Annotated in this window: 23 protein-coding genes, 1 tRNA gene and 1 pseudogene; 15 read left to right on the forward strand and 10 right to left on the reverse strand. The window is 59.6% G+C overall.

Annotated features, from left to right (window positions below):
* Window positions 1-51 precede the first annotated feature (51 nt).
* On the reverse strand, window positions 52-435 hold the full coding sequence (locus AB1N67_RS15235) for a hypothetical protein (protein ID WP_043212267.1): 384 nt from the start codon (window positions 433-435) through the stop codon (window positions 52-54).
* Window positions 436-1,379: 944 nt separating this feature from the next.
* Window positions 1,380-2,237, reverse strand: coding sequence for a hypothetical protein (locus AB1N67_RS15240; RefSeq protein ID WP_367863160.1), 858 nt, complete (start codon window positions 2,235-2,237; stop codon window positions 1,380-1,382).
* Between the two features lie 120 nt (window positions 2,238-2,357).
* Here AB1N67_RS15240 and AB1N67_RS15245 point away from each other — a divergent pair.
* Window positions 2,358-3,078 (forward strand): annotated as a pseudogene (locus AB1N67_RS15245) (DUF2786 domain-containing protein).
* 67 nt (window positions 3,079-3,145) lie between these two features.
* On the opposite strand, the gene AB1N67_RS15250 reads toward AB1N67_RS15245, so the two are convergent.
* Entirely contained in the window at window positions 3,146-3,805 is a 660-nt protein-coding gene (locus AB1N67_RS15250) for a DUF2971 domain-containing protein (protein ID WP_367863866.1), read from the reverse strand.
* Window positions 3,806-4,550: 745 nt separating this feature from the next.
* Here AB1N67_RS15250 and AB1N67_RS15255 point away from each other — a divergent pair.
* From AB1N67_RS15255 to AB1N67_RS15270, 4 genes are all read left to right on the forward strand, one after another.
* Window positions 4,551-4,805: a hypothetical protein gene (locus tag AB1N67_RS15255; RefSeq protein ID WP_367863161.1), complete on the forward strand. Its 255-nt coding sequence runs from the start codon at window positions 4,551-4,553 to the stop codon at window positions 4,803-4,805.
* Window positions 4,802-5,095, forward strand: a complete 294-nt coding sequence (locus AB1N67_RS15260; protein ID WP_367863162.1) for a hypothetical protein — start codon at window positions 4,802-4,804, stop codon at window positions 5,093-5,095. The genes AB1N67_RS15255 and AB1N67_RS15260 overlap by 4 nt, the downstream gene beginning before the upstream one ends.
* Before the next feature lie 118 nt (window positions 5,096-5,213).
* Window positions 5,214-5,483 (forward strand): phage protein NinX family protein, encoded by a 270-nt coding sequence (locus AB1N67_RS15265; RefSeq protein ID WP_367863163.1) that lies wholly within the window; start codon window positions 5,214-5,216, stop codon window positions 5,481-5,483.
* A complete protein-coding gene (locus AB1N67_RS15270; RefSeq protein WP_070572525.1) occupies window positions 5,480-5,671 on the forward strand; it encodes a hypothetical protein in 192 nt (63 codons plus the stop codon). The genes AB1N67_RS15265 and AB1N67_RS15270 overlap by 4 nt, the downstream gene beginning before the upstream one ends.
* A 45-nt stretch (window positions 5,672-5,716) precedes the next feature.
* On the opposite strand, the gene AB1N67_RS15275 is transcribed toward AB1N67_RS15270, so the two are convergent.
* Window positions 5,717-6,145 carry a hypothetical protein gene (locus AB1N67_RS15275; protein WP_367863164.1) on the reverse strand — a complete coding sequence of 143 codons (429 nt, stop codon included), beginning with the start codon at window positions 6,143-6,145 and terminating at the stop codon, window positions 5,717-5,719.
* A 162-nt stretch (window positions 6,146-6,307) separates the two neighbouring features.
* On the opposite strand from AB1N67_RS15275, the gene AB1N67_RS15280 reads away from it, so the two are divergent.
* Both AB1N67_RS15280 and AB1N67_RS15285 read left to right on the forward strand, forming a co-directional pair.
* A complete protein-coding gene (locus AB1N67_RS15280) occupies window positions 6,308-6,550 on the forward strand; it encodes a DUF4224 domain-containing protein (RefSeq protein WP_367863165.1) in 243 nt (80 codons plus the stop codon).
* 1 nt (window position 6,551) lies between these two features.
* Window positions 6,552-7,613, forward strand: a complete 1,062-nt coding sequence (locus tag AB1N67_RS15285; protein ID WP_367863166.1) for a tyrosine-type recombinase/integrase — start codon at window positions 6,552-6,554, stop codon at window positions 7,611-7,613.
* A gap of 111 nt (window positions 7,614-7,724) precedes the next feature.
* On the opposite strand, the gene AB1N67_RS15290 is transcribed toward AB1N67_RS15285, so the two are convergent.
* Window positions 7,725-7,812, reverse strand: a tRNA-Ser gene (locus AB1N67_RS15290).
* Window positions 7,813-7,951: 139 nt separating this feature from the next.
* On the opposite strand from AB1N67_RS15290, the gene AB1N67_RS15295 reads away from it, so the two are divergent.
* From AB1N67_RS15295 to AB1N67_RS15330, 8 genes are all read left to right on the forward strand, one after another.
* Window positions 7,952-8,623 (forward strand): Bax inhibitor-1/YccA family protein, encoded by a 672-nt coding sequence (locus AB1N67_RS15295; protein ID WP_043212266.1) that lies wholly within the window; start codon window positions 7,952-7,954, stop codon window positions 8,621-8,623.
* 235 nt (window positions 8,624-8,858) lie between these two features.
* Window positions 8,859-10,238 (forward strand): nucleobase:cation symporter-2 family protein, encoded by a 1,380-nt coding sequence (locus AB1N67_RS15300; protein WP_043212265.1) that lies wholly within the window; start codon window positions 8,859-8,861, stop codon window positions 10,236-10,238.
* An 88-nt stretch (window positions 10,239-10,326) separates the two neighbouring features.
* Window positions 10,327-10,719 (forward strand): sulfurtransferase complex subunit TusD, encoded by a 393-nt coding sequence (tusD, locus tag AB1N67_RS15305; protein WP_043212264.1) that lies wholly within the window; start codon window positions 10,327-10,329, stop codon window positions 10,717-10,719.
* Between the two features lies 1 nt (window position 10,720).
* Window positions 10,721-11,080 carry a sulfurtransferase complex subunit TusC gene (gene tusC / locus AB1N67_RS15310; RefSeq protein ID WP_043212262.1) on the forward strand — a complete coding sequence of 120 codons (360 nt, stop codon included), beginning with the start codon at window positions 10,721-10,723 and terminating at the stop codon, window positions 11,078-11,080.
* The gene (gene tusB / locus AB1N67_RS15315) at window positions 11,080-11,376 is read left to right on the forward strand and encodes a sulfurtransferase complex subunit TusB (protein ID WP_043212260.1); all 297 of its coding nucleotides are present in this window, start codon (window positions 11,080-11,082) and stop codon (window positions 11,374-11,376) included. The genes tusC and tusB overlap by 1 nt, the downstream gene beginning before the upstream one ends.
* Window positions 11,373-11,708, forward strand: a complete 336-nt coding sequence (locus tag AB1N67_RS15320) for a TusE/DsrC/DsvC family sulfur relay protein (protein WP_102082427.1) — start codon at window positions 11,373-11,375, stop codon at window positions 11,706-11,708. Before tusB ends, AB1N67_RS15320 begins: the two co-directional genes overlap by 4 nt.
* On the forward strand, window positions 11,705-12,706 hold the full coding sequence (locus tag AB1N67_RS15325) for a glycosyl transferase family protein (RefSeq protein ID WP_090344513.1): 1,002 nt from the start codon (window positions 11,705-11,707) through the stop codon (window positions 12,704-12,706). Before AB1N67_RS15320 ends, AB1N67_RS15325 begins: the two co-directional genes overlap by 4 nt.
* A 96-nt stretch (window positions 12,707-12,802) precedes the next feature.
* Window positions 12,803-13,762, forward strand: a complete 960-nt coding sequence (locus AB1N67_RS15330) for a glutathione S-transferase family protein (RefSeq protein ID WP_090344510.1) — start codon at window positions 12,803-12,805, stop codon at window positions 13,760-13,762.
* A 33-nt stretch (window positions 13,763-13,795) separates the two neighbouring features.
* Here the strand turns inward: AB1N67_RS15330 and cysG are convergent, their stop codons facing one another.
* Genes cysG through lolA form a run of 5 tightly spaced genes read right to left on the reverse strand, consistent with a single transcriptional unit; the run spans window position 13,796 to window position 18,829 of the window.
* Window positions 13,796-15,187: a siroheme synthase CysG gene (gene cysG / locus AB1N67_RS15335; RefSeq protein WP_043212251.1), complete on the reverse strand. Its 1,392-nt coding sequence runs from the start codon at window positions 15,185-15,187 to the stop codon at window positions 13,796-13,798.
* Window positions 15,188-16,468 (reverse strand): serine--tRNA ligase, encoded by a 1,281-nt coding sequence (gene serS, locus AB1N67_RS15340; protein ID WP_043212249.1) that lies wholly within the window; start codon window positions 16,466-16,468, stop codon window positions 15,188-15,190.
* A 28-nt stretch (window positions 16,469-16,496) separates the two neighbouring features.
* A complete protein-coding gene (gene crcB, locus AB1N67_RS15345) occupies window positions 16,497-16,871 on the reverse strand; it encodes a fluoride efflux transporter CrcB (protein ID WP_043212246.1) in 375 nt (124 codons plus the stop codon).
* Window positions 16,868-18,193 (reverse strand): replication-associated recombination protein A, encoded by a 1,326-nt coding sequence (locus AB1N67_RS15350; protein WP_043212243.1) that lies wholly within the window; start codon window positions 18,191-18,193, stop codon window positions 16,868-16,870. The genes crcB and AB1N67_RS15350 overlap by 4 nt, the downstream gene beginning before the upstream one ends.
* 12 nt (window positions 18,194-18,205) lie before the next feature.
* Window positions 18,206-18,829 (reverse strand): outer membrane lipoprotein chaperone LolA, encoded by a 624-nt coding sequence (gene lolA / locus AB1N67_RS15355; protein ID WP_043212241.1) that lies wholly within the window; start codon window positions 18,827-18,829, stop codon window positions 18,206-18,208.
* Window positions 18,830-18,856: the final 27 nt, after the last annotated feature.

Here is an 18,856-nt window from a genome sequence, read left to right on the forward strand (position 1 = left end):
CGGCGATACAAAAAGCCCAGCTCAGGCTGGGCTTGATGAGGGGGAGGATATTCAGAGACTGGCTCTAGAACACATCAGCGCCGCATCGAGCAAACGGCCTTGGTCGTACCAGGCATCTCGCTGGTATGCCAGATATTGATGCTCCTGCCCTGAACCCTTGACTTCGACAAGGCCAGTTGCCTGGTTCGGGTCGGTACTGTCGACATATAGCGCGAGCACGTCCTGATGCTCTTGCGTATACGTCTTCGCGCTTGCCGGGAGCTCACTCTTCACACAACTTAAGTAAGCCGATGGGTTTTTCCCCGTGTAGCCCGAGGAATTGTCGTGCCCCATGCGGATATCAGGATCGTGTGTACAGCCAACAACGAAGAAACCCGCAAGGACCGACAGCAGCGCGCCATGCGCCAGCGTTCTAGGCGTTATGGAACTGTTCATGTGAAATCTCCGGCCACCCCACTGAAATGGATAGGTTCGGACCCACACTGCCCCTTTTTTGAAATAATTACTGCGGTTCGATTTTCGAGCCTACACCCTCCGTTGGTGTTTGGCGCGTAAAAAAGCTCATCTATTTCAATTCGCTATAGAAACGAAATCACCTCGTTCTATACAACGAATGGCACTCGTTCTTGAATATACGGCACGATCTACCCAAGCAATTAGCGGGCGTAATCCACCAACTCAAGCGGCGCATCACGCTCGAACAGCATGACCTCGAACCAAGGACTCATCGTTGCGGAAAATTTCGAAAACAGTCTGATCTTCACGACTGCACACGAGCGCTAGGCCATCGTGGCCGAGCGTCATGCTGGGTCGGTCAAGGATTCGAGGTGCCGACCCTGGTCCGGGGCCTTCAGGGGATGACTGGCGGCATGGGCTCAGCAATGATTTGCCTACCCTAGAAATGCAAAAAGCCCTGAATAATCAGGGCTTTGAATGTGGCGGAAGCGTAGTCGGCGCGAGCAATATCCATCAACATCCACATACTTCCATGGAGACCCCGGTTTTACTGGCCTCCACTGCACATCACGTCCACCAACGTCTTGCACCATCTACTCGCTCATCGCAATGTGAGCATTTTAAATCCATCCTGAAAGTTAGCTCGTCATATTCTGGTTCCCACCAACCCTCACTAACTCCTTCTTCAATCTGTCTTTTTCTCGCAGCGGTCGAGCCTGCAAGTTGGTTTACGTTTGTAAGCACACCTAGCTCGCATACAGGGCAGCTATATGCCGGGACATTAATAAGCTCGAAATAGGTACTGAAGAAATTTTTTCCATCAAGCCGTCACCTTACAAGCCAGCACCATGCCGGTCACTCGTAATACCCCATCCCAAATCAATTCTGCAATTTGCCAGCGGTGCGAATGGCGCAACCACCACCTAATTGAACAAGTGAGGATTGGTTTTGCAGAACTCGTCTACAGCCCTGATAAACTGCGAATAAGTTTTATACCGATTGCCGATCCTGGAATTCTCCAGGACATGATTGTAAAATTGCTCATTATTCACGCAGGTATCGGCTGAGGCGCCGGGGTTCGCCTCCTTATAACTATTAATAGCTGAAAGTATATCAGCTACAAACTCACTAGTTGATGCCTCTGGCGAGTTAGCGCTTCCAAACGCACTAACTTTACGACCAATACGAGCAACCTCTCTAGTTAAATCTTGCATCATATCCAGCATTACTTGGTCAGGAGTACCCACTGTCTGATCAACAGAAGCAACTTTAAAGCTCCCGAAGTTTTTTAGAAATGTAGAATGATTAGGATCGCTTTTCGACGCAGTGTATGTTGCAAGAACCTTTTCAGCGAGTGCTTTTTTGAATGCGACTATACGTGAAAAACGAAGATCCCGCGGATATACCAAATGCTCAATTACACCAGTATCAAAGGAGAAATCAGTTTTATCATCCTTGATCAGAATAGTAGGCTTATCGAAAGCAAGCCTCATACCAAGCTCAAACATAACATTGGAATTCTTACAGCTAACATCGCAAACAACAATATCCGAAGAATAAATATTTTGAACTATTCGCTTCTGGATCACGCCGACATCGTCTTGCTCACTTACCAAGCGAGGTATAAATACAAAATTTTCAATCGCTGAAACAGCATCGCATATAATGTTTTTTACTTCCACCCAGTGCTCTGCTGAGCACCCTTCAATGGCCGAAATGGGCATAACTAGGCCACACGTCAACTCTGGACTATCTATCGTTTCATCATTCTTTTTGGCCATTCGGTAACCCTCAAAGCGCCCACGAGGTAGCACAACGACATCAGCGGGAAATCTTAATACCTCACTTCAACGAATCACGCCACCCCGGCGAGGGCGGCGCCTGCACGCAAGGACCACAACATGACCGAACAACAGCACGACGAGAGCAAGCTCGAGCGGGTCATCCGCAAGATCAAGCGCTGCCTGGCCCTTTCCAAAAGCTCGAACGAGAACGAGGCAGCCACGGCAATGCGCCAGGCTCAAGCGCTGATGTGCGAGTACCGCCTCACCGAGTGGATGTCCGCCTGAGCGATGTGGCCGAGGTTCAGTCGGAGAAGTCCAGGGCGAACCGGCGGCCAACCTGGGATTGGCACTTAAGCGGAATTGTGACCAGAGTGTTCGGCTGCCGCCCCCTCTCGTATAAGCACTGGTGTGAGTCGTCCGGGCGCATGGTTGAGCGGGCTTTGTTCGTAGGTGTATGCCTGCACCACAGATCGCGATATACGCCTACGAGACTTTGCTCACCAAGCTGACGCAGGCTCGGCGCGACTATGTGGCCTCGGTAAGGAGCGGTAAACGCCGCAGCGCATACTCACCTGAGACTGCTGGCGATCACTTCGTACTCGCGTGGGTTTCAGTGGTGCACGGCAAGATCCACGAGCTGGTGCCGCAGGGCGAAGAAGATCCAGCTATCGAGCAGCGCTCTAGTGGTCGCGATCTCGTGCAGGTGGAAAGCAAGGCGCGCCATATCGAGCTGGACATGGCAGCTCAGATTGCCGGGACGCTTGCCGGGCAGCGTGTCGAGCTAAACGCGGGGTTGGCTACGGGTGGTCAAGAAGAGTTCAGGCTAGGAAGTGGATGACCTTGAACTCCGACCTAATTCCTGAGCTAGCCCAGTCTCTTCAAAAGGTTAACGCCGCCGAAATACTCTAGCGCCAAAGTCCTTCGTTTCTATTTCTGACCATCTCGAATTGACCAAAGCTCGGCCTTGATTTGAAAATACTAACCCGGCCAGCATGATCGCCAAGGGCCTTCCTCAATTCAGCTCTTGAGACATTCGAATTACATCCAACTATTACTTCTCGCACGATAATTCCTATTTGATCAAAACCCACAAAGTGCAAGCCTTTCTCCTTTGGCAGCAAATCAAGCGCAGTGATTAACCTCTCTTCTTGCTCGTATCCCCAATGCTCGTGCTTCGTGGTCAGCAAGCCGAGAGACCATCGATACCTCTGATCTTCGGTTAGCACTTGAGCAGGATCGAACCCGAGTCGATAGTTGCAGTATTGGACCGGGTAGACGTCGTCCTCGGGAACATCGAAGCCAATGCATATGCCTCTGTGTTTATCAGCATAGTGCCCCCACTGCACTGGGCTTTTCCAAGAACGACTGAAGCACAAGAAACCAAACCTATCATGGGCTTCCTGTTTGAAACTTTTGAGGGCTGCTCTAATAGTCTTGTCTTGTGAGTTATGCGCCAGCAGCTCAAACGGGTCGTTCAGCTCCATGATCGTCGCCACTTTAAGCCGCTGTCTTTCAAGATTTTGCAGCCCATAGGCTGAGTCATTGAAGTGGTACAACCGTTTCATTCCAGCCACATTTCCCCTCCTTTCGAAACGGCAACTATAGCTGCGAGGTATACCCATGCCCACAGAAAATCGATCACTCTGGGACGTAGGGCATGAAGTCACCTAGCAGCTCGCGAGCGACAGGCACGGCGTATTCGAGCAGCTCCAAAGGAACGTCCCGCTCGAAGAACGTCACTTCGAACTTGAGCGTCTCGTCGTTTCGGAAAATCTCGAAAATTATTTGGTTGCCACGTGAGCATCAAGGCCCAAGCCATCGTGCCCTTCGGTGACGCTGGAAGCCCTGCTGAACGTGTACTCGATTCCATGAACTGTCACCGGGAGCCCTCCAGAAAAAGGAGAACGTACCCGGAAACGCTACAGCTGTAACCCCTCTCCCTCTATTCACTGCCGCGATATGGCGGCCAAGGACGAAGTCATGCCTGAAAAAAGTGGAATCACCCTTAAACGCGCAGGATGTCGTGCTCGAGCGCCAGCGGCAGGTTAGCGACGAAGGCTACTCGTTATATCGCGATGATGGCTACGCGAACGGCGAGCTGGCCATGGCAGGAAGCGTCTACGCCGACCTTGCTGGTCGGCCAGGAAGCATGAGCACCGCCTGGCCATGGGGCCAGGGTACATTCAAGCCAAGTGCGGATCGGCGCCGTGACTTGGTGAAGGCTGGTGCGCTGATCCTTGCCGAAATTGAACGCCTTGACCGCCAGCAGCTGATTCAGCCCGCCTGGGTGCGGAGAGACGAGAATGGGTGGTGGAGCATCCGGACGAGCCCGATTTCGACGAAGATCTGGAAGCCTTCAAAGCGTGCTTAGAGCAGCAGGGACTGGAGCTGACCCAGTGGCATATGGAGGCAGACATTTCCGACCACCATCCCTATGACGACGGCGAATGCCATTGCCTTGGTTGGGAGCCGAAACGGCCTGGGCCTGAATGGTTCCTGCTGGGAATATTTGATACCGAGGACGGGCCGTGCGTGAGCTGGGTTCGCCGAGTGGTGACGCCATGAGACCGAAACAGTATCCGCTGGAGGTGAAAAGCGTTGGCGAAGACACCTACATCGTCATGAGCAAGGGGCATCACAACCTGGAAGAGTTCATGAAGGCTGCCGTTGCGGATCACCCTGGCTGGTGCCTGGGTGGCCCTGAACATGTCTGGATCAAGACAACTCCGGGTCACGGCACCTACGACCGGATGTACAACATCGTGCCGCAGGGTACCCGTGGTGCATGGCCGGCGACCTACTGCTGGGAGTTCGGCGAAGACTACAAGCTCTACAACAGTGAGGTGCAGCCATGACCGACCTGATCGAAGTGAAGACGGCAGACCTCACCGGCTACGCGCTCGACTGGGCCGTGCCCAGGCCGAAGGGCTTGAGGTCTTCCTGGTAGGACCTCAGTACCACGTGCCGTGGCGGGTGTTCTGTAAGAAGCGCGGCCAGGCACTGCAGTGGGATGTGCTCTACAACCCGCACGAGGACTGGGCGCTGGGAGGGCTGCTGATCGAGAAAAACATGGTCAGCCTCCATTGCCCGCAGAGCACCGACGATGTTTGGGCAGCTTGGGTAATCACTGACAAAGGCGAGTTTTGCCAGCCGGGTGACACCGCTCTGGTCGCCGCCTGCCGCGCCATCGTTTCCGCCAAGCTCGGCGATACCGTCCAGGTGCCGAAGGAGCTGATGCCATGATCCCGCATACGGGCTGGCTACGGCGTCAGTTGGAATCGGCGCTGATCCTACTGGCTGCCTGGATTCTGGGTGGCCGCAACGTTACCAGGTCCGGGGTCGTCTCGCGCCGGGACAACAATGAGATGTTCGAGATGGACGGCGAACTGCGAGCCGTCGCCCGTCGTATCCGCAACCAGTACAGCAAATAACCCCTCCCCCAACTACTCAAGCCCGCCGACATACCTAGATGGCGGTCACGGCTTGATGGTTTTCAGGTAAACCAACGCATCGCTGAATCGCTGTGCTCGCTCCAGGCTTCCGGTCCGGATCGAGCCGAGCTCCCTACCATCATGCCCGCGAATAATCACCGTGAAGCGGCTAGACCTGGCTCGCTTCTGGTAGATAGAGATATTGTCGATGGAATTCAGGTAGATACGCCTATTGACGTCTTTTGTAACACTTCTGGTGCTGCCGGCAGCGATAGCCCCCGCGCCAAGAGGAGCAGCAGAAGCAAAACCCGAAGCCTCTGAAATCAAGCCGTCTGACAAGATGATGACCTTGTCCGTGATCAAAACAGACCGAGGTCGGAATTTCTTTCCGTAATCCTCAAAAAATGCCTGCTCGACCACCTCGGCAGCCTGCTGGCGATCACTGAAATGTGCAGCAGACGGCGCATAACTCAAACGTTGGCTACCGCAGCCTGCCACTAGAAGACTGAGCAGGATGGCTGCACACCATTTGACATGCGGCCCCCTGGCTCTGGAAAAGAAGCCGGAGATTACCCGCGAGCCGATGAATTATCCATAGCCCAACCTGCCGCCACCGGCGGCCTTGGAGACCATCCCATGGAAACCGAGATCCTTTCGGACGAAGAGTTGGCCGACCTGACCGGTTACAAGGCCAGTGGCTGGCAGCGCCGCTGGCTCAATGAACGCGGCTGGCACTTTGTAGAGAGCCGTGGCGGACGCCCCCTGGTGGGCCGCCAGTACGCCCGTATGAAGCTTGGCGTGACCCTCGAAGTCGTGCCATTGGCGCCGCCCCCTCCAACTATCCCCGCGTGGACACCAGATATTTCGAAGGTGAGGTGAAATGCGCCCAAGGAAGACCGAGAACAGGGATCTGCCGCCCGGCATGTACCGACGCAAGCGCACCAGCAAGAGCAAGAAGAACCCGCACAAGGAATGGATCAGCTATTTCTACCTGGACAAGTCCGGCAAACCGATACCTCTAGGCAACGACCTGAACCTGGCCAGACTGAAGTGGGCCGAGTTGGAAGCGAAGGAAAAGCCAAAGGACCTGGTCATCATGGGAGCAATCTTTGACCGGTACATACGCGACATCATCCCGAAAAAGGCGCCTCGCACGCAGAAGGACAACCTGGCCGAGATACGCCAGCTGCGCAACTACTTCGAAAAGGCGCCAATTGACGGAATCACTCCAGCTCACGTAGCTAAGTACCGCGATGCGAGAACGGCCCCGGTCCGGGCGAATCGGGAGATCGCTACCCTCTCCCACATCTTCAACATCGCCCGGGAATGGGGCCTTACGACCAACGAAAACCCATGCCAAGGTGTTCGCAAAAACAAGGAGTTGCCGCGGGACTTCTACGCAAACGATGCCATCTGGAATGCGGTTTACGCCAAAGCGGTGGACGAATTGAAGGACGCCATGGACTTGGCGTATTTGACAGGCCAGCGGCCGGCGGACGTGCTGGTGATGAGAAGGGATGACATCGAGGGCAATGCCCTTGGCGTGAAGCAGAAGAAGACCCACAAGAAGCTGCGGATCATGCTCGAGGTGGATGGCGTGGAGAGCAGCCTGGGCGCGCTCATCAGGAAGATACTGGAGCGGAACAGGCCGCATAGCTCGCCGTACCTGCTCCTGACCGAAAACGGAAAGCGGGTTACGGCGCCGATGCTTCGCCACCGCTGGGACGACGCTAGGGAGGAAGCGGTTAAGGAGGCAGTCGCTGCTGGCGACCAAGTGCTGGCCGGCCGAATCAGCCAGTTCCAGTTCCGCGATATCCGCCCAAAAGCGGCTTCGGAAATCACCGACGTCGACCATGCCAGTCTTCTGCTGGGCCACACCAAAGGCGACATCACCGAGCGGGTATATCGCCGAGTTGGAGCCTTGGCGAAACCCACCAAATAGCAGAAGTATTGCCAGCGCTGACAAATCGAACCATTACCAAGCCCATTCGTATGGGTAGGTTTTCTACGCCTCAAAAACGCAAAAAGCCCTGAATAATCAGGGCTTTAGAAGTGGCGGAAGCGTAGAGATTCGAACTCTAGGATAGTTGCCCATCGACGGTTTTCAAGACCGTTGCCTTAAACCACTCGGCCACGCTTCCAGGATCAATTTTGCGGCCGCAATCATACCGTAATGAAACAAGCTGTCAAACTCTCTGTGTCGCGGCTTGCAGCTGCTCTGGTATCCTCATTGCAACCATTCGTTTCGAAACCACAGATTCACACCACAGGAGTGTCGCCATGCGCGAACAGGATTATGCCGTCCACCACGGCCAGCAGGCCGAGCAGCAGGAAGTCAGCCGCGTCCTGCGCAACACCTACAGTCTGCTGGCGCTTACCCTCGCCTTCAGCGGCGTCATGGCATTCGTGGCCCAACAGATGCGAGTCGGTTACCCGAACGTGTTCGTGGTACTGATCGGTTTCTACGGTCTGTTCTTCCTCACCGCCAAGCTGCGTGATTCGGTCTGGGGTCTGGTCTCCACCTTCGCACTCACCGGCTTCATGGGTTTCATCCTCGGCCCGATCCTCAACCGTTATCTGGGCATGAGCGGCGGCGCCGAAGTGGTGAGCTCGGCCTTCGCGATGACCGCCCTCGTATTCGGTGGTCTGTCGGCCTACGTGCTGGTCACCCGTAAGGACATGAGCTTCCTCAGCGGCTTCATCACCGCTGGCTTCTTCGTGCTGCTGGGCGCTGTCGTGGCCAGCTTCTTCTTCCAGATCAGCGGTCTGCAACTGGCGATCAGCGCGGGCTTCGTGCTGTTCTCGTCGGTCTGCATCCTGTTCCAGACGAGTGCGATCATCCACGGCGGTGAGCGCAACTACATCATGGCGACCATCAGCCTGTATGTATCGATCTACAACTTGTTCGTCAGCCTGTTGCAGCTGTTCGGCATCATGGGCCGTGACGACTGATAGCCCTGCTACTAGAAAGAGCCCGCTTCGGCGGGCTTTTTCATGGGTGACTTTCGAGTTCCTGCACACCCCACCGCGGGCCAGCCAGCCTAGTGCCCTGCGAATACATGGACAACGCGTTATCCTGCTATAACCTGTCAGGCCTCAGGTACGGCCGCCTTCACGCATTTCCCCCTACCCCAATCCAGTCTTGCCCCGTAGAATGCGCTCCTTTTTTCATCCTGGGCAGCTTCCCATGAGTTCCATCGAACACGGGCCGGGCGCGACGGCGCCTGCCAATGAACTGGTCCTCGGTCTAGAGGACAAGCCAAGGCCGTTGATCGGCCTGCTGGCTGCACTTCAGCACCTGCTGGCGATCATCGTCCCGATCGTCACTCCTGGCCTGCTGATCTGCCAGGCTTTGGGGGTTTCCCCGCGTGATACCAACCTGATCGTCTCCATGTCGCTGGTGATTTCCGGTATCGCGACCTTCGTCCAGTGCAAGCGCTTCGGGCCGTTTGGCGCTGGGCTGTTGATCGTGCAGGGCACCAGCTTCAACTTCGTCGGACCGCTGATCGCAGGCGGTGCGCTGATGGTCAAGCAGGGCACCCCGGTAGAGAGCGTGATGGCTGCAATTTTCGGTGTGGTGATCGCCGGCTCCTTCGTGGAGATGGGCGTGTCACGCATCCTCCCGTTCGTCAAACGCCTGATCACCCCTCTGGTGACCGGCATCGTGGTGCTGATGATCGGTCTTACGCTGATCAAGGTGGGCCTGATCAGCATGGGAGGCGGCTTCACCGCCATGGGTAACGGCACTTTCGCCAACGGCGAGAACCTGCTGCTGTCGGGCGTTGTGCTGGCGATCATCGTGATCCTCAACCGCATTCCGGTGGTGTGGATGCGCAGCTGCGCCATCGTCATCGCCCTCGCCGTGGGCTATGCCCTGGCCGGCTACCTCGGCCGCCTGGACTTCACCGGCATGCATGAAGCCGCGCTGTTCCAAGTGCCGATGCCGCTGCACTTTGGCCTGAGCTTCTCGTGGGCCCTGTTCATTCCGATGCTGGTGATCTATCTGGTGACTTCGCTGGAAGCCATCGGTGACGTCACGGCCACCAGCAAAGTCTCGCGCCAGCCGGTCGAAGGCCCGCTGTGGATGCAGCGCATCAAGGGTGGCGTGCTGGTCAACGGTGCCAACTCGCTGTTAGCCGGCGTGTTCAATACGTTCCCCAGCTCTATCTTTGCGCAGAACAACGGCGTCATTCAGCTGACCGGCATCGCCAGTCGCCATATCGGTGTGTGGATTGCCCTTATGCTGGTGCTGCTGGGCCTGTTCCCCAGCGTTGCCGGTGTGATCCAGGCAGTGCCTGAACCAGTGCTCGGTGGCGCAGCCATGGTGATGTTCGGCGCGGTAGCAGCGTCGGGTATCAACATCCTGGCCAGCACCCGCCTGGACCGTCGGGCACTGCTCATCATCTCGGTATCCCTGGCCCTAGGCCTGGGCGTGGCACAAGTGCCGGAGTTCCTCGCGCACATGCCGGCGGCGCTGCGTAACGTGCTGGAGTCGGGCGTGGCCACCGGCGGCATCTGCGCCCTGGTGCTGAATTGGTTCCTGCCAGAGAGCAAGGGCCAGGCCTGACGCATGCTTGCGTTGGCCCAAAAAGCCCGCGCCGACAGGTGCGGGCTTTTTGCTTTATCATGGCCCCATCCCTTTGCACGAGCTTTCCATGAAATTCGCCATCGCGGTTTTTTCCCCGGCCCATGCGCCCTCCTCGCGTCGCGCCCTGCGTTTCGCCGAGGCAGCGCTGGCCGCTGGGCACGAGATTGCCCGGCTGTTCTTCTACCAGGACGGGGTACACAGCGCCTCGGCCAATATCGTTGCCCCCCAAGATGAACTGGACGTTGCCGCCCAATGGCGCGACTTCATCGATAGCCATCGGCTGGATGCCGTGGTCTGCATCGCCGCAGCCCTGCGTCGAGGCGTGCTGGATGAGAGCGAAGCCAACCGCTACCAGCGCCCGGCCGTGAACCTGCCGGCCCCTTGGGAGCTTTCGGGCCTCGGCCAGTTGCATGAGGCGGCACAAGTGGCCGACCGCCTGGTCTGCTTCGGAGGTGATTGAGATGGCCAAATCCCTGTTGATCATCAGCCGCCAGGCGCCCTGGAACGGCCCCAGCGCCCGTGAGGCCCTGGATATCGCCCTGGCCGGCGGCGCCTTCGATTTGCCCCTGGGCATGCTCTTTCTCGATGATGGCGTATTCCAACTCGCTCCCGGCCAGCAGCCTGGCGCACTGCAACAGAAAAATCTCGCTGCCAATCTCCAGGCGCTGCCGATGTTCGGTGTCGAGGAACTGTTCGCCTGCGGCCACAGCCTGGCCGAGCGCGGCCTGGCGGGTGACGCGCTGGAGCTGGCGGTCGAGGTGCTGGATGATGCAGGCCTGACCGCCCTGATTGCCCGTTTCGACCAGGTGGTGACACTCTGATGACGACCTTGCATGTAATCAGCCATTCGCCCTTCGGCGACAATCGTCTGGACAGCTGCCTACGCCTGCTGGGCACGGATGATGCTCTGCTGCTGTGCGGCGACGCTGTCTATGCCCTGCGCGCCGGCAGTGAGCCATGGCGCAAGCTCGAAGCCGCCGCCTTAGGTAACCGCCTTTACGCCCTCGCCGAGGATCTGCAGGCCCGCGCCATCGACAGCGCATTAGCCGAGCCTGTGGACTATCCGGCCTTCGTCGAACTGTCACTGCATTACCACAAGGTCAACAGCTGGCTATGAGCAAGCTCACTGTCGGCGATCAGCAGATCGCCCTGGACAAGGACGGCTTTCTGGCCGACTTGCAAGCGTGGTCCCCTGAGGTCGCCCAAGCGCTGGCCGCACGCGAGAATATTGCGCTGACGCCTGAGCACTGGGAGGTACTGGAAGTGCTGCGCCAGTTCTACGACGAGTTCCAGCTGTCACCGGCCACCCGCCCGCTGATCAAGTACACCGCCCTCAAGCTAGGCCCGGAAAAAGGCAACAGTCCGCACCTCAATCGTCTGTTCAACGGCACTCCCGCCAAACTCGCTGCCAAGCTGGCGGGCCTGCCCAAGCCAACCAACTGCATATGACCATCGCTCGTCCACTCACTTTGCAAACCCCGGCCGAACATCCCTTCGCTGAATTCGTGCGCATCCTCGGCAAAGGCAAGCGCGGCGCCCGTGGCCTGACCCGTGAGGAGGCCCGCACGGCCATGACTCTGCTGCTTGAGGGCAAGGTCGAAGACACCCAACTGGGCGCCTTCCTCATGCTGCTGCGGCACAAGGAGGAAAGCGCCGAGGAGCTCGCCGGCTTCACCGAGGCCTTACGCGCTCACCTGCAGCCCCCTACCATCAACGTGGACCTGGACTGGCCCACGTACGCCGGCAAGAAGCGCCATCTGCCTTGGTACCTGCTTGCGGTCAAATGCCTGGCGGGTAACGGTGTGCGCATTATCCTGCATGGCGGCGGTGCGCACACCGCCGGGCGCCTGTATACCGAGCAATTGCTGGACTTGCTGGACATCCCCCTGTGCCGCGACTGGCCCGCTGTAGTCCAGGCCCTGGAAGAGCGCTGCCTGGCCTTCGCACCGCTGCAGGACTGGGCCCCGCAACTGCAGCGCATGATCGATCTGCGCAACACCTTGGGGCTGCGCTCGCCGATTCACTCGCTGGCCCGGGTGCTCAATCCGCTGGGCGCACGCTGCGGCCTGCAAAGCATCTTCCATCCCGGCTACCAGGCTGTGCATCGCGAGGCGAGCCGTCTACTGGGCGACCATGCCGTGGTGATCAAGGGCGACGGCGGGGAGATCGAGGTCAACCCCGATGTGATCAGCCATCTCTATGGCACCACCGCCGGCGCAGCCTGGGACGAAGAATGGCCGGCGCTGAGTGCCCAGCGCCACGTCAAACCAGCCACCCTGCAACCTGAGCACCTGTTGAAGGTATGGCGCGGCGAAGCCGAGGACAGCTATGGCGAACTGGCAGTGCTGGCGACCATGGCGATGGCCCTGCGTGGGCTTGGGCAAAGCCGTGAGCAGGCCTTCGAAACCGCACGCAACTACTGGACGCAACGTAAAAACATCGAATAAATCGATCCGATCGCCGCAGTCTTTGCGCTATTTATTCGAACAGAGTTGCCTAGACTGAGCTCCAACGACAAACGACTATGTTCCGAGGAGCTCACCATGGGCCTTTTAATCGACGGCCGCTGGCATGACCAGTGGTACCAGAACAGCAAGGACGGCGCATTCCAGCGCGAGAACGCCCAACGCCGTAATCAACTACCTGCCGCCGAAGCCGGGCGCTACCACTTGTACGTCTCCCTGGCCTGTCCCTGGGCTCACCGCACCTTGATCTTCCGTGCCCTCAAGGGCCTGGAACCGCTGATCGATGTCTCTGTAGTGAGTTGGCTGATGGGCGAGCATGGCTGGACCTTCGATCGTCAGCACGGCTCCACCGGCGACCACCTGGACGACCTGCAGTACCTTCACCAGCGCTATACCCAGGATGACCCACACTACACCGGCCGCGTGACGGTACCGGTGCTGTGGGACAAACAGCAAAAGCGCATCGTCAACAACGAGTCGGCAGAGATCATCCGCATTTTCAACAGCGCCTTCGATGAGCTGACAGGCAACCGGCTGGACCTCTACCCCGAGCCGCTTCGCCCGACCATCGATGCACTCAACGAACGCATCTACCCGGCGGTGAACAACGGCGTGTACCGTGCAGGCTTCGCCACCACCCAAGAGGCCTACGAGGCGGCGTTCGATCAGGTGTTCGCTGAACTGGATCACCTCGAGACCCTGTTGGGCCGTCAACGCTACCTGGCGGGGGAATATCTCACCGAGGCCGACGTACGTCTGTTCACTACCCTGGTGCGCTTCGACGCCGTGTACCACGGCCACTTCAAGTGCAACCTGCGTCGCCTGGCCGACTACCCGAACCTGTCCAACTGGCTGCGCGAGCTGTACCAGTGGCCGGGCGTGGCCGGGACCGTGAACATGGAGCACATCCAGAAGCACTATTACATGAGCCACAAGACCATCAACCCGAATGGCATCGTGCCCAAAGGGCCGCTGCAGGATTTCAACCAGCCGCATGACCGCGAGCGGCTGGCGGGCAAAGGCATCTGGCAGGCTTGAAACAGCTGGGGCCGCTTAGCGGCCCCAATCATGTCACCCTTGTTGTGATCCTTCGAACCACGCCAGCTTCTCGCGTAGCCGCACCACCTCCCCGACAATCACCAGGGTCGGCGCATGCACTTCATGACGCGCCACCAGCGCTGGCAGATCCGCCAGGGTCCCAGTGAACACCCGCTGGTTACGTGTGGTCCCCTGTTGCACCAACGCCGCCGGGGTACTGGCCGCGCGGCCATGGCGAATCAGTTCGGCGCAGATGGTCGGCAGGCCGACTAGGCCCATGTAGAACACCAGGGTCTGGGCAGGCGCCACCAGATCATCCCAAGGCAAGTTGCTGGTGCCATCCTTCAGATGCCCGGTGACGAAGCGAACCGACTGGGCATAATCCCGATGGGTCAGCGGAATTCCGCCATAAGCTGAGCAACCACTGGCCGCGGTGATGCCCGGTACCACCTGAAACGGGATACCCTCCTCGGCCAGCTCTTCGATCTCCTCACCACCACGGCCGAAGATGAACGGGTCGCCGCCCTTCAGGCGCAACACTCGCTTGCCCTGGCGCGCCAGGTCCACCAGCAGGCGATTGATCTGCTCCTGCGGCACCGCATGATCGGCGCGGCGCTTGCCAACGTAGATCCGCTCGGCATCACGTCGGCACATCTCGATGATCGCCGGCGCCACCAATCGGTCATACAGCACCACATCGGCCTGCTGCATCAGGCGCAAGGCACGGAAGGTCAGCAGGTCCGGGTCACCCGGGCCGGCACCGACCAGATACACCTCGCCCCCTTGCTGCACCGGCGCACCATCGACCTTCGCCTGCAACAGGCGCTCGGCCTCGCTGCCCTGCCCGGCCAACTGGCGTTCGGCGATCGGCCCCTGGAAGACATCCTCCCAGAAACCGCGACGCTGGTTGACGTCCGGATACAACGCCTTGACCTTGTCGCGAAAACGCGCGGCCAAACCGGCCAACTCGCCATAGGCGGCTGGAATCCAGGCCTCCAGTCGCGCGCGGATCAGCCGCGCCAGCACTGGCGCGTCGCCGCCACTGGACACGGCCACCACCAAAGGCGAACGATCGACGATCGCGGGGAAAATCACCGTGCACAGGGCCGGCGCATCCACTACGTTGACCGGCAGGCTACGCGCCTGGGCATCGGCAGAGACCTGGGCATTGAGCACGGAGTCGTCGGTGGCGGCGATCACCAACCGGCAACCGTCAAGGTCGCCTGGCTGGTAACCGCGCACCAAGACCTCACCGCCACCCTCGCGGGCCAGCGCGGCCAGCTGGCCGTCGACCTCCGGTGCCACTACCCGCAGCGCGGCGCCGGCGTCGGCCAGCAGACGCGCCTTGCGCAGGGCGATCTCACCGCCACCGACGACCAGTACCCGACCACCCTGCAGCTTGTGGAACAGCGGCAGGTAATCCATTTAGCGGATGACCTCGACACCACCCATGTAGGGCTTGAGCACTTCCGGCACCCGAATCGAGCCATCGGCCTGCTGATAGTTCTCCAGCACCGCCACCAGGGTGCGGCCGACCGCCAGGCCTGAGCCGTTGAGGGTATGCACCAGCTCAGGTTTGCCGGTCTCCGGATTGCGCCAGCGGGCCTGCATGCGGCGGGCCTGGAAGTCGCCGCAGTTCGAGCAGGAGCTGATCTCGCGGTACTTGCCCTGGCTCGGCACCCAGACTTCCAGATCGTAGGTCTTCACGGCGCTAAAGCCCATGTCGCCGGTGCACAGGGCCAGGACACGGTACGGCAGCTCCAAGGCCTGCAGCACGCGCTCGGCGTTGGCGGTCAGGCCTTCGAGCGCTTCCATCGACTTGGACGGCTCGACGATCTGCACCATCTCGACCTTGTCGAACTGGTGCTGGCGGATCATGCCGCGGGTATCGCGACCCGAAGCACCGGCTTCGCTGCGGAAGCACGGAGTGTGGGCGACGAACTTGATCGGCAGTTGCTTGGCATCGATGATCTCGCCGGCGACGATGTTGGTCAGCGACACTTCGGCGGTCGGAATCAGGTAGAAGTCCGCCTCGCCTTCACGGGCGATCTTGAACAGGTCTTCCTCGAACTTCGGCAACTGGCCGGTGCCCTGCAGGGCCGGCGCTTGCACCAGATACGGGGTATAGGCCTCCTCGTAGCCGTGCTCGCTGGTGTGCAGATTGATCATGAACTGGGCCAGGGCGCGGTGCATGCGGGCGATCGGGCCACGCAGCAGGGCAAAGCGTGCGCCGGAGAGCTTGGCCGCGGTCTCGAAGTCCAGGCCGCCGCTGATCTCGCCCAGTGCCACGTGGTCCTTGATCTCGAAATCGAAGTCACGCGGCGTTCCCCAACGGCGCACCTCGACGTTGGCCTCCTCGTCCGGGCCGACTGGAACGCTGGCGTCCGGCAGGTTGGGGATGGTCAGCACGATAGCGTCAAGTTCGGCCTGGATGGCATCCAGCTCTGCCTTGCCCTCGGCCAGCTCGCCAGCCATGCGCTCGACATCCGCCATCAGCGGCGCGATGTCTTCACCCTTGGCCTTGGCCTGGCCGATCGACTTGGAACGGGCGTTACGCTCGGCCTGCAGTTGCTCGGTGCGGGTCTGCACGGCCTTACGGCGCTCTTCCAGGGATTCGATGCGCGCGACATCCAGGCTGAAGCCACGGGAGGCCAGGCGATCCGCCACTTCCTGAAGTTGGCCGCGTAACAGTTTGGAATCGAGCATATCGTTCTCTCGTTATGTGAGTGTTGGTTCAGAATTTGGTCAGCGACAGGCCGGCCCAAGTGGCAAGCAGCCCGCCGATTACGCTAATACCGGTATAGCCCAAGGCCAGCGGAACTTGCCCACTTTCCATCAGGCGCACGGTATCGAGCGAGAAAGAAGAAAAAGTCGTCAGGCCACCCAGAAAGCCGACGATCAGCCCGGCGCGCAGCTCGACCGGCGCCAGCGGCTTGTGCAGGAACAAGCCATAGAGCAGGCCGATCAGCAGGCAGCCGATCAGGTTGACCGCCAGCGTACCGAGATAGAAGTGGCGTGGCCAGTGTGCCGCCACCCAATTGCTCGTGGCAAAGCGCAACAGGGTTCCGGCGATACCGCCCGCGCTGACCGCGGCGATGAGGCCGATCATGGCTTTCTCCGTTGCCGGGGGCTGGTGCGGTCCAACTCGGCCAGGTGGCGCAGTTTCTCCCCTATCTTGAGCTCCAGGCCCCGGGGTACCGGCTGGTAGTACTGGCGTGGCTCGAGCTGTTCGGGGAAGTAGTCTTCACCTGCGGCATACGCATCAGGCTCGTCGTGGGCGTAGCGGTATTCCTCGCCATACCCCAGCTGCTTCATCAGCTTGGTCGGAGCGTTGCGCAAGTGCAACGGCACCTCCAGGGAACCGTGCTCGGCGGCTTCGCGCATGGCGGCCTTGAAGCCCATGTACACGGCATTGCTCTTCGGCGCGCAGGCGATGTAGGTAATGGCCTGAGCCACCGCCAGCTCCCCCTCGGGGCTGCCCAGACGCTCCTGCACATCCCAGGCAGCCAGGCACAGGCTCAAGGCGCGAGGATCGGCGTTGCCGATGTCCTCGCTGGCCATGCGCACCACTCGACGAGCGATGTACAGCGGATCGCAGCCGCCGTCGAGCATACGCGCATACCAGTACAACGCCGCATCGGGATTGGAGCCCCGCACAGACTTGTGCAACGCCGAGATCTGGTCGTAGAAGGCCTCGCCCCCCTTGTCGAAGCGACGCCGGCTGTCGCCGAGCAAGCTCTGCAACAGATCGACGCCGATCTCGCCGCCGTCCTCAGCGAGATCCGAAGCGTTCTCCAGCAAGTTGAGCATCCGCCGGCCATCGCCGTCAGCTGCCGCCATCAGCATTTTGAAAGCGTCGTCACCGACACTCAGCTGGCGTGCACCAAGGCCGCGTTCCTCGGTCAGGGCGCGGTTGACCAACTTGCGCAAGGCCGCTTCGTCCAGGCTCTTGAGCACATACACCCGAGCCCGAGACAGCAAGGCGTTGTTCAATTCGAACGAGGGGTTCTCGGTGGTGGCACCGATGAAGATCAGCGTGCCGTCTTCCACATAAGGCAGAAAGGCATCCTGCTGGGACTTGTTGAAGCGGTGCACCTCATCGACGAACAGGATGGTCCGGCGACCATACTGGCCCGCCTGCTGCTTGGCCACCTCTACCGCCTGGCGGATCTCCTTGACCCCGGCCAGCACCGCCGACACCGTCTCGAAGTGAGCGTCGCAGAACTGCGCCAACAACCGCGCCAGGGTGGTCTTGCCCACTCCAGGCGGCCCCCAGAAGATCATCGAGTGCAGCGCGCCCTGTTCCAGCGCCTCACGCAGCGGCTTGCCACGCGCCAGCAGGTGCTCCTGGCCGACGTACTCGTCCAGGTTGGACGGACGCAGCCGGGCGGCCAGGGGCTGGGCGACAGGTTCGCTTCGAAACAGGTCCATGATGCGCTCTCATTACTCCTGGATGACGTCGGCGCCTTCCGGGATCTTGAACTGGAACTTGCTCGCCGGGATCGCCTCGTTGGCCTTGACCCCGTTGAACAGGATATTGGTGCGCTGACCCACGCTGTCGACCAGTTGCATGTCGTTGATCAGACCGCGGCGGAACGACACACGCAGAGAGTCGAACAAGGTGTCCTTGGTCTTGGGTTTCAAGGTGAAGTCCATGACTTCGCCCTGTTCCTTGGAGGTGATATCGAAGCTCTGGCTGATCTTGGACACATCACCGGACAGCAACAGCGCCGGGGTCTGGTTCAGTCGCACGTCGAGCTTCTTGATGGTGGCCTGCTCCAGGTCCGGGTCCCACAGGGTGACCTTCTGCCCGTCGGACACCACCACCTGCTCCTGAGGCGCATCAGTGTGCCAGTAGAACAGGCCTGGGCGCTTGACGGACATCTCGCCACTGGTTTCCTGCAAGCTCGTGCCGCTGGCATCGAGGGTAAGTTGTGAGAAACGAGCCGAGATGGTCTGCGACTTCTCCAGCAACTGGGTCAGGCGTGCAACGTCCTTCTCATCGGCCTGGGCCGACACAGCGCCCAGGGCCAGGGCAGAAACCAACAGCATGCGAATCGCGCGCATGGGAATCCTCGTTGAACAGTGAATGGG

The sequence above is a fragment of the Pseudomonas guariconensis genome (assembly GCF_040822035.1).
GTDB classification, from domain to species: domain Bacteria; phylum Pseudomonadota; class Gammaproteobacteria; order Pseudomonadales; family Pseudomonadaceae; genus Aquipseudomonas; species Aquipseudomonas guariconensis.

Bases quoted from the DNA above. Each gene is read 5' to 3' on its own strand.
- cysG (WP_043212251.1), bottom strand. From the start codon at position 15,187: ATGGATTACCTGCCGCTGTTCCACAAGCTGCAGGGTGGTCGGGTACTG.
- AB1N67_RS15235 (WP_043212267.1), bottom strand. From the start codon at position 435: ATGAACAGTTCCATAACGCCTAGAACGCTGGCGCATGGCGCGCTGCTG.
- AB1N67_RS15280 (WP_367863165.1), top strand. From the start codon at position 6,308: ATGGAAACCGAGATCCTTTCGGACGAAGAGTTGGCCGACCTGACCGGT.
- AB1N67_RS15240 (WP_367863160.1), bottom strand. From the start codon at position 2,237: ATGGCCAAAAAGAATGATGAAACGATAGATAGTCCAGAGTTGACGTGT.
- AB1N67_RS15300 (WP_043212265.1), top strand. From the start codon at position 8,859: ATGAGTTCCATCGAACACGGGCCGGGCGCGACGGCGCCTGCCAATGAA.
- AB1N67_RS15295 (WP_043212266.1), top strand. From the start codon at position 7,952: ATGCGCGAACAGGATTATGCCGTCCACCACGGCCAGCAGGCCGAGCAG.
- serS (WP_043212249.1), bottom strand. From the start codon at position 16,468: ATGCTCGATTCCAAACTGTTACGCGGCCAACTTCAGGAAGTGGCGGAT.
- AB1N67_RS15270 (WP_070572525.1), top strand. From the start codon at position 5,480: ATGATCCCGCATACGGGCTGGCTACGGCGTCAGTTGGAATCGGCGCTG.
- AB1N67_RS15285 (WP_367863166.1), top strand. From the start codon at position 6,552: ATGCGCCCAAGGAAGACCGAGAACAGGGATCTGCCGCCCGGCATGTAC.
- lolA (WP_043212241.1), bottom strand. From the start codon at position 18,829: ATGCGCGCGATTCGCATGCTGTTGGTTTCTGCCCTGGCCCTGGGCGCT.
- AB1N67_RS15320 (WP_102082427.1), top strand. From the start codon at position 11,373: ATGAGCAAGCTCACTGTCGGCGATCAGCAGATCGCCCTGGACAAGGAC.
- tusC (WP_043212262.1), top strand. From the start codon at position 10,721: ATGGCCAAATCCCTGTTGATCATCAGCCGCCAGGCGCCCTGGAACGGC.
- tusB (WP_043212260.1), top strand. From the start codon at position 11,080: ATGACGACCTTGCATGTAATCAGCCATTCGCCCTTCGGCGACAATCGT.
- AB1N67_RS15350 (WP_043212243.1), bottom strand. From the start codon at position 18,193: ATGGACCTGTTTCGAAGCGAACCTGTCGCCCAGCCCCTGGCCGCCCGG.
- AB1N67_RS15325 (WP_090344513.1), top strand. From the start codon at position 11,705: ATGACCATCGCTCGTCCACTCACTTTGCAAACCCCGGCCGAACATCCC.
- AB1N67_RS15260 (WP_367863162.1), top strand. From the start codon at position 4,802: ATGAGACCGAAACAGTATCCGCTGGAGGTGAAAAGCGTTGGCGAAGAC.
- crcB (WP_043212246.1), bottom strand. From the start codon at position 16,871: ATGATCGGCCTCATCGCCGCGGTCAGCGCGGGCGGTATCGCCGGAACC.
- AB1N67_RS15250 (WP_367863866.1), bottom strand. From the start codon at position 3,805: ATGAAACGGTTGTACCACTTCAATGACTCAGCCTATGGGCTGCAAAAT.
- tusD (WP_043212264.1), top strand. From the start codon at position 10,327: ATGAAATTCGCCATCGCGGTTTTTTCCCCGGCCCATGCGCCCTCCTCG.
- AB1N67_RS15330 (WP_090344510.1), top strand. From the start codon at position 12,803: ATGGGCCTTTTAATCGACGGCCGCTGGCATGACCAGTGGTACCAGAAC.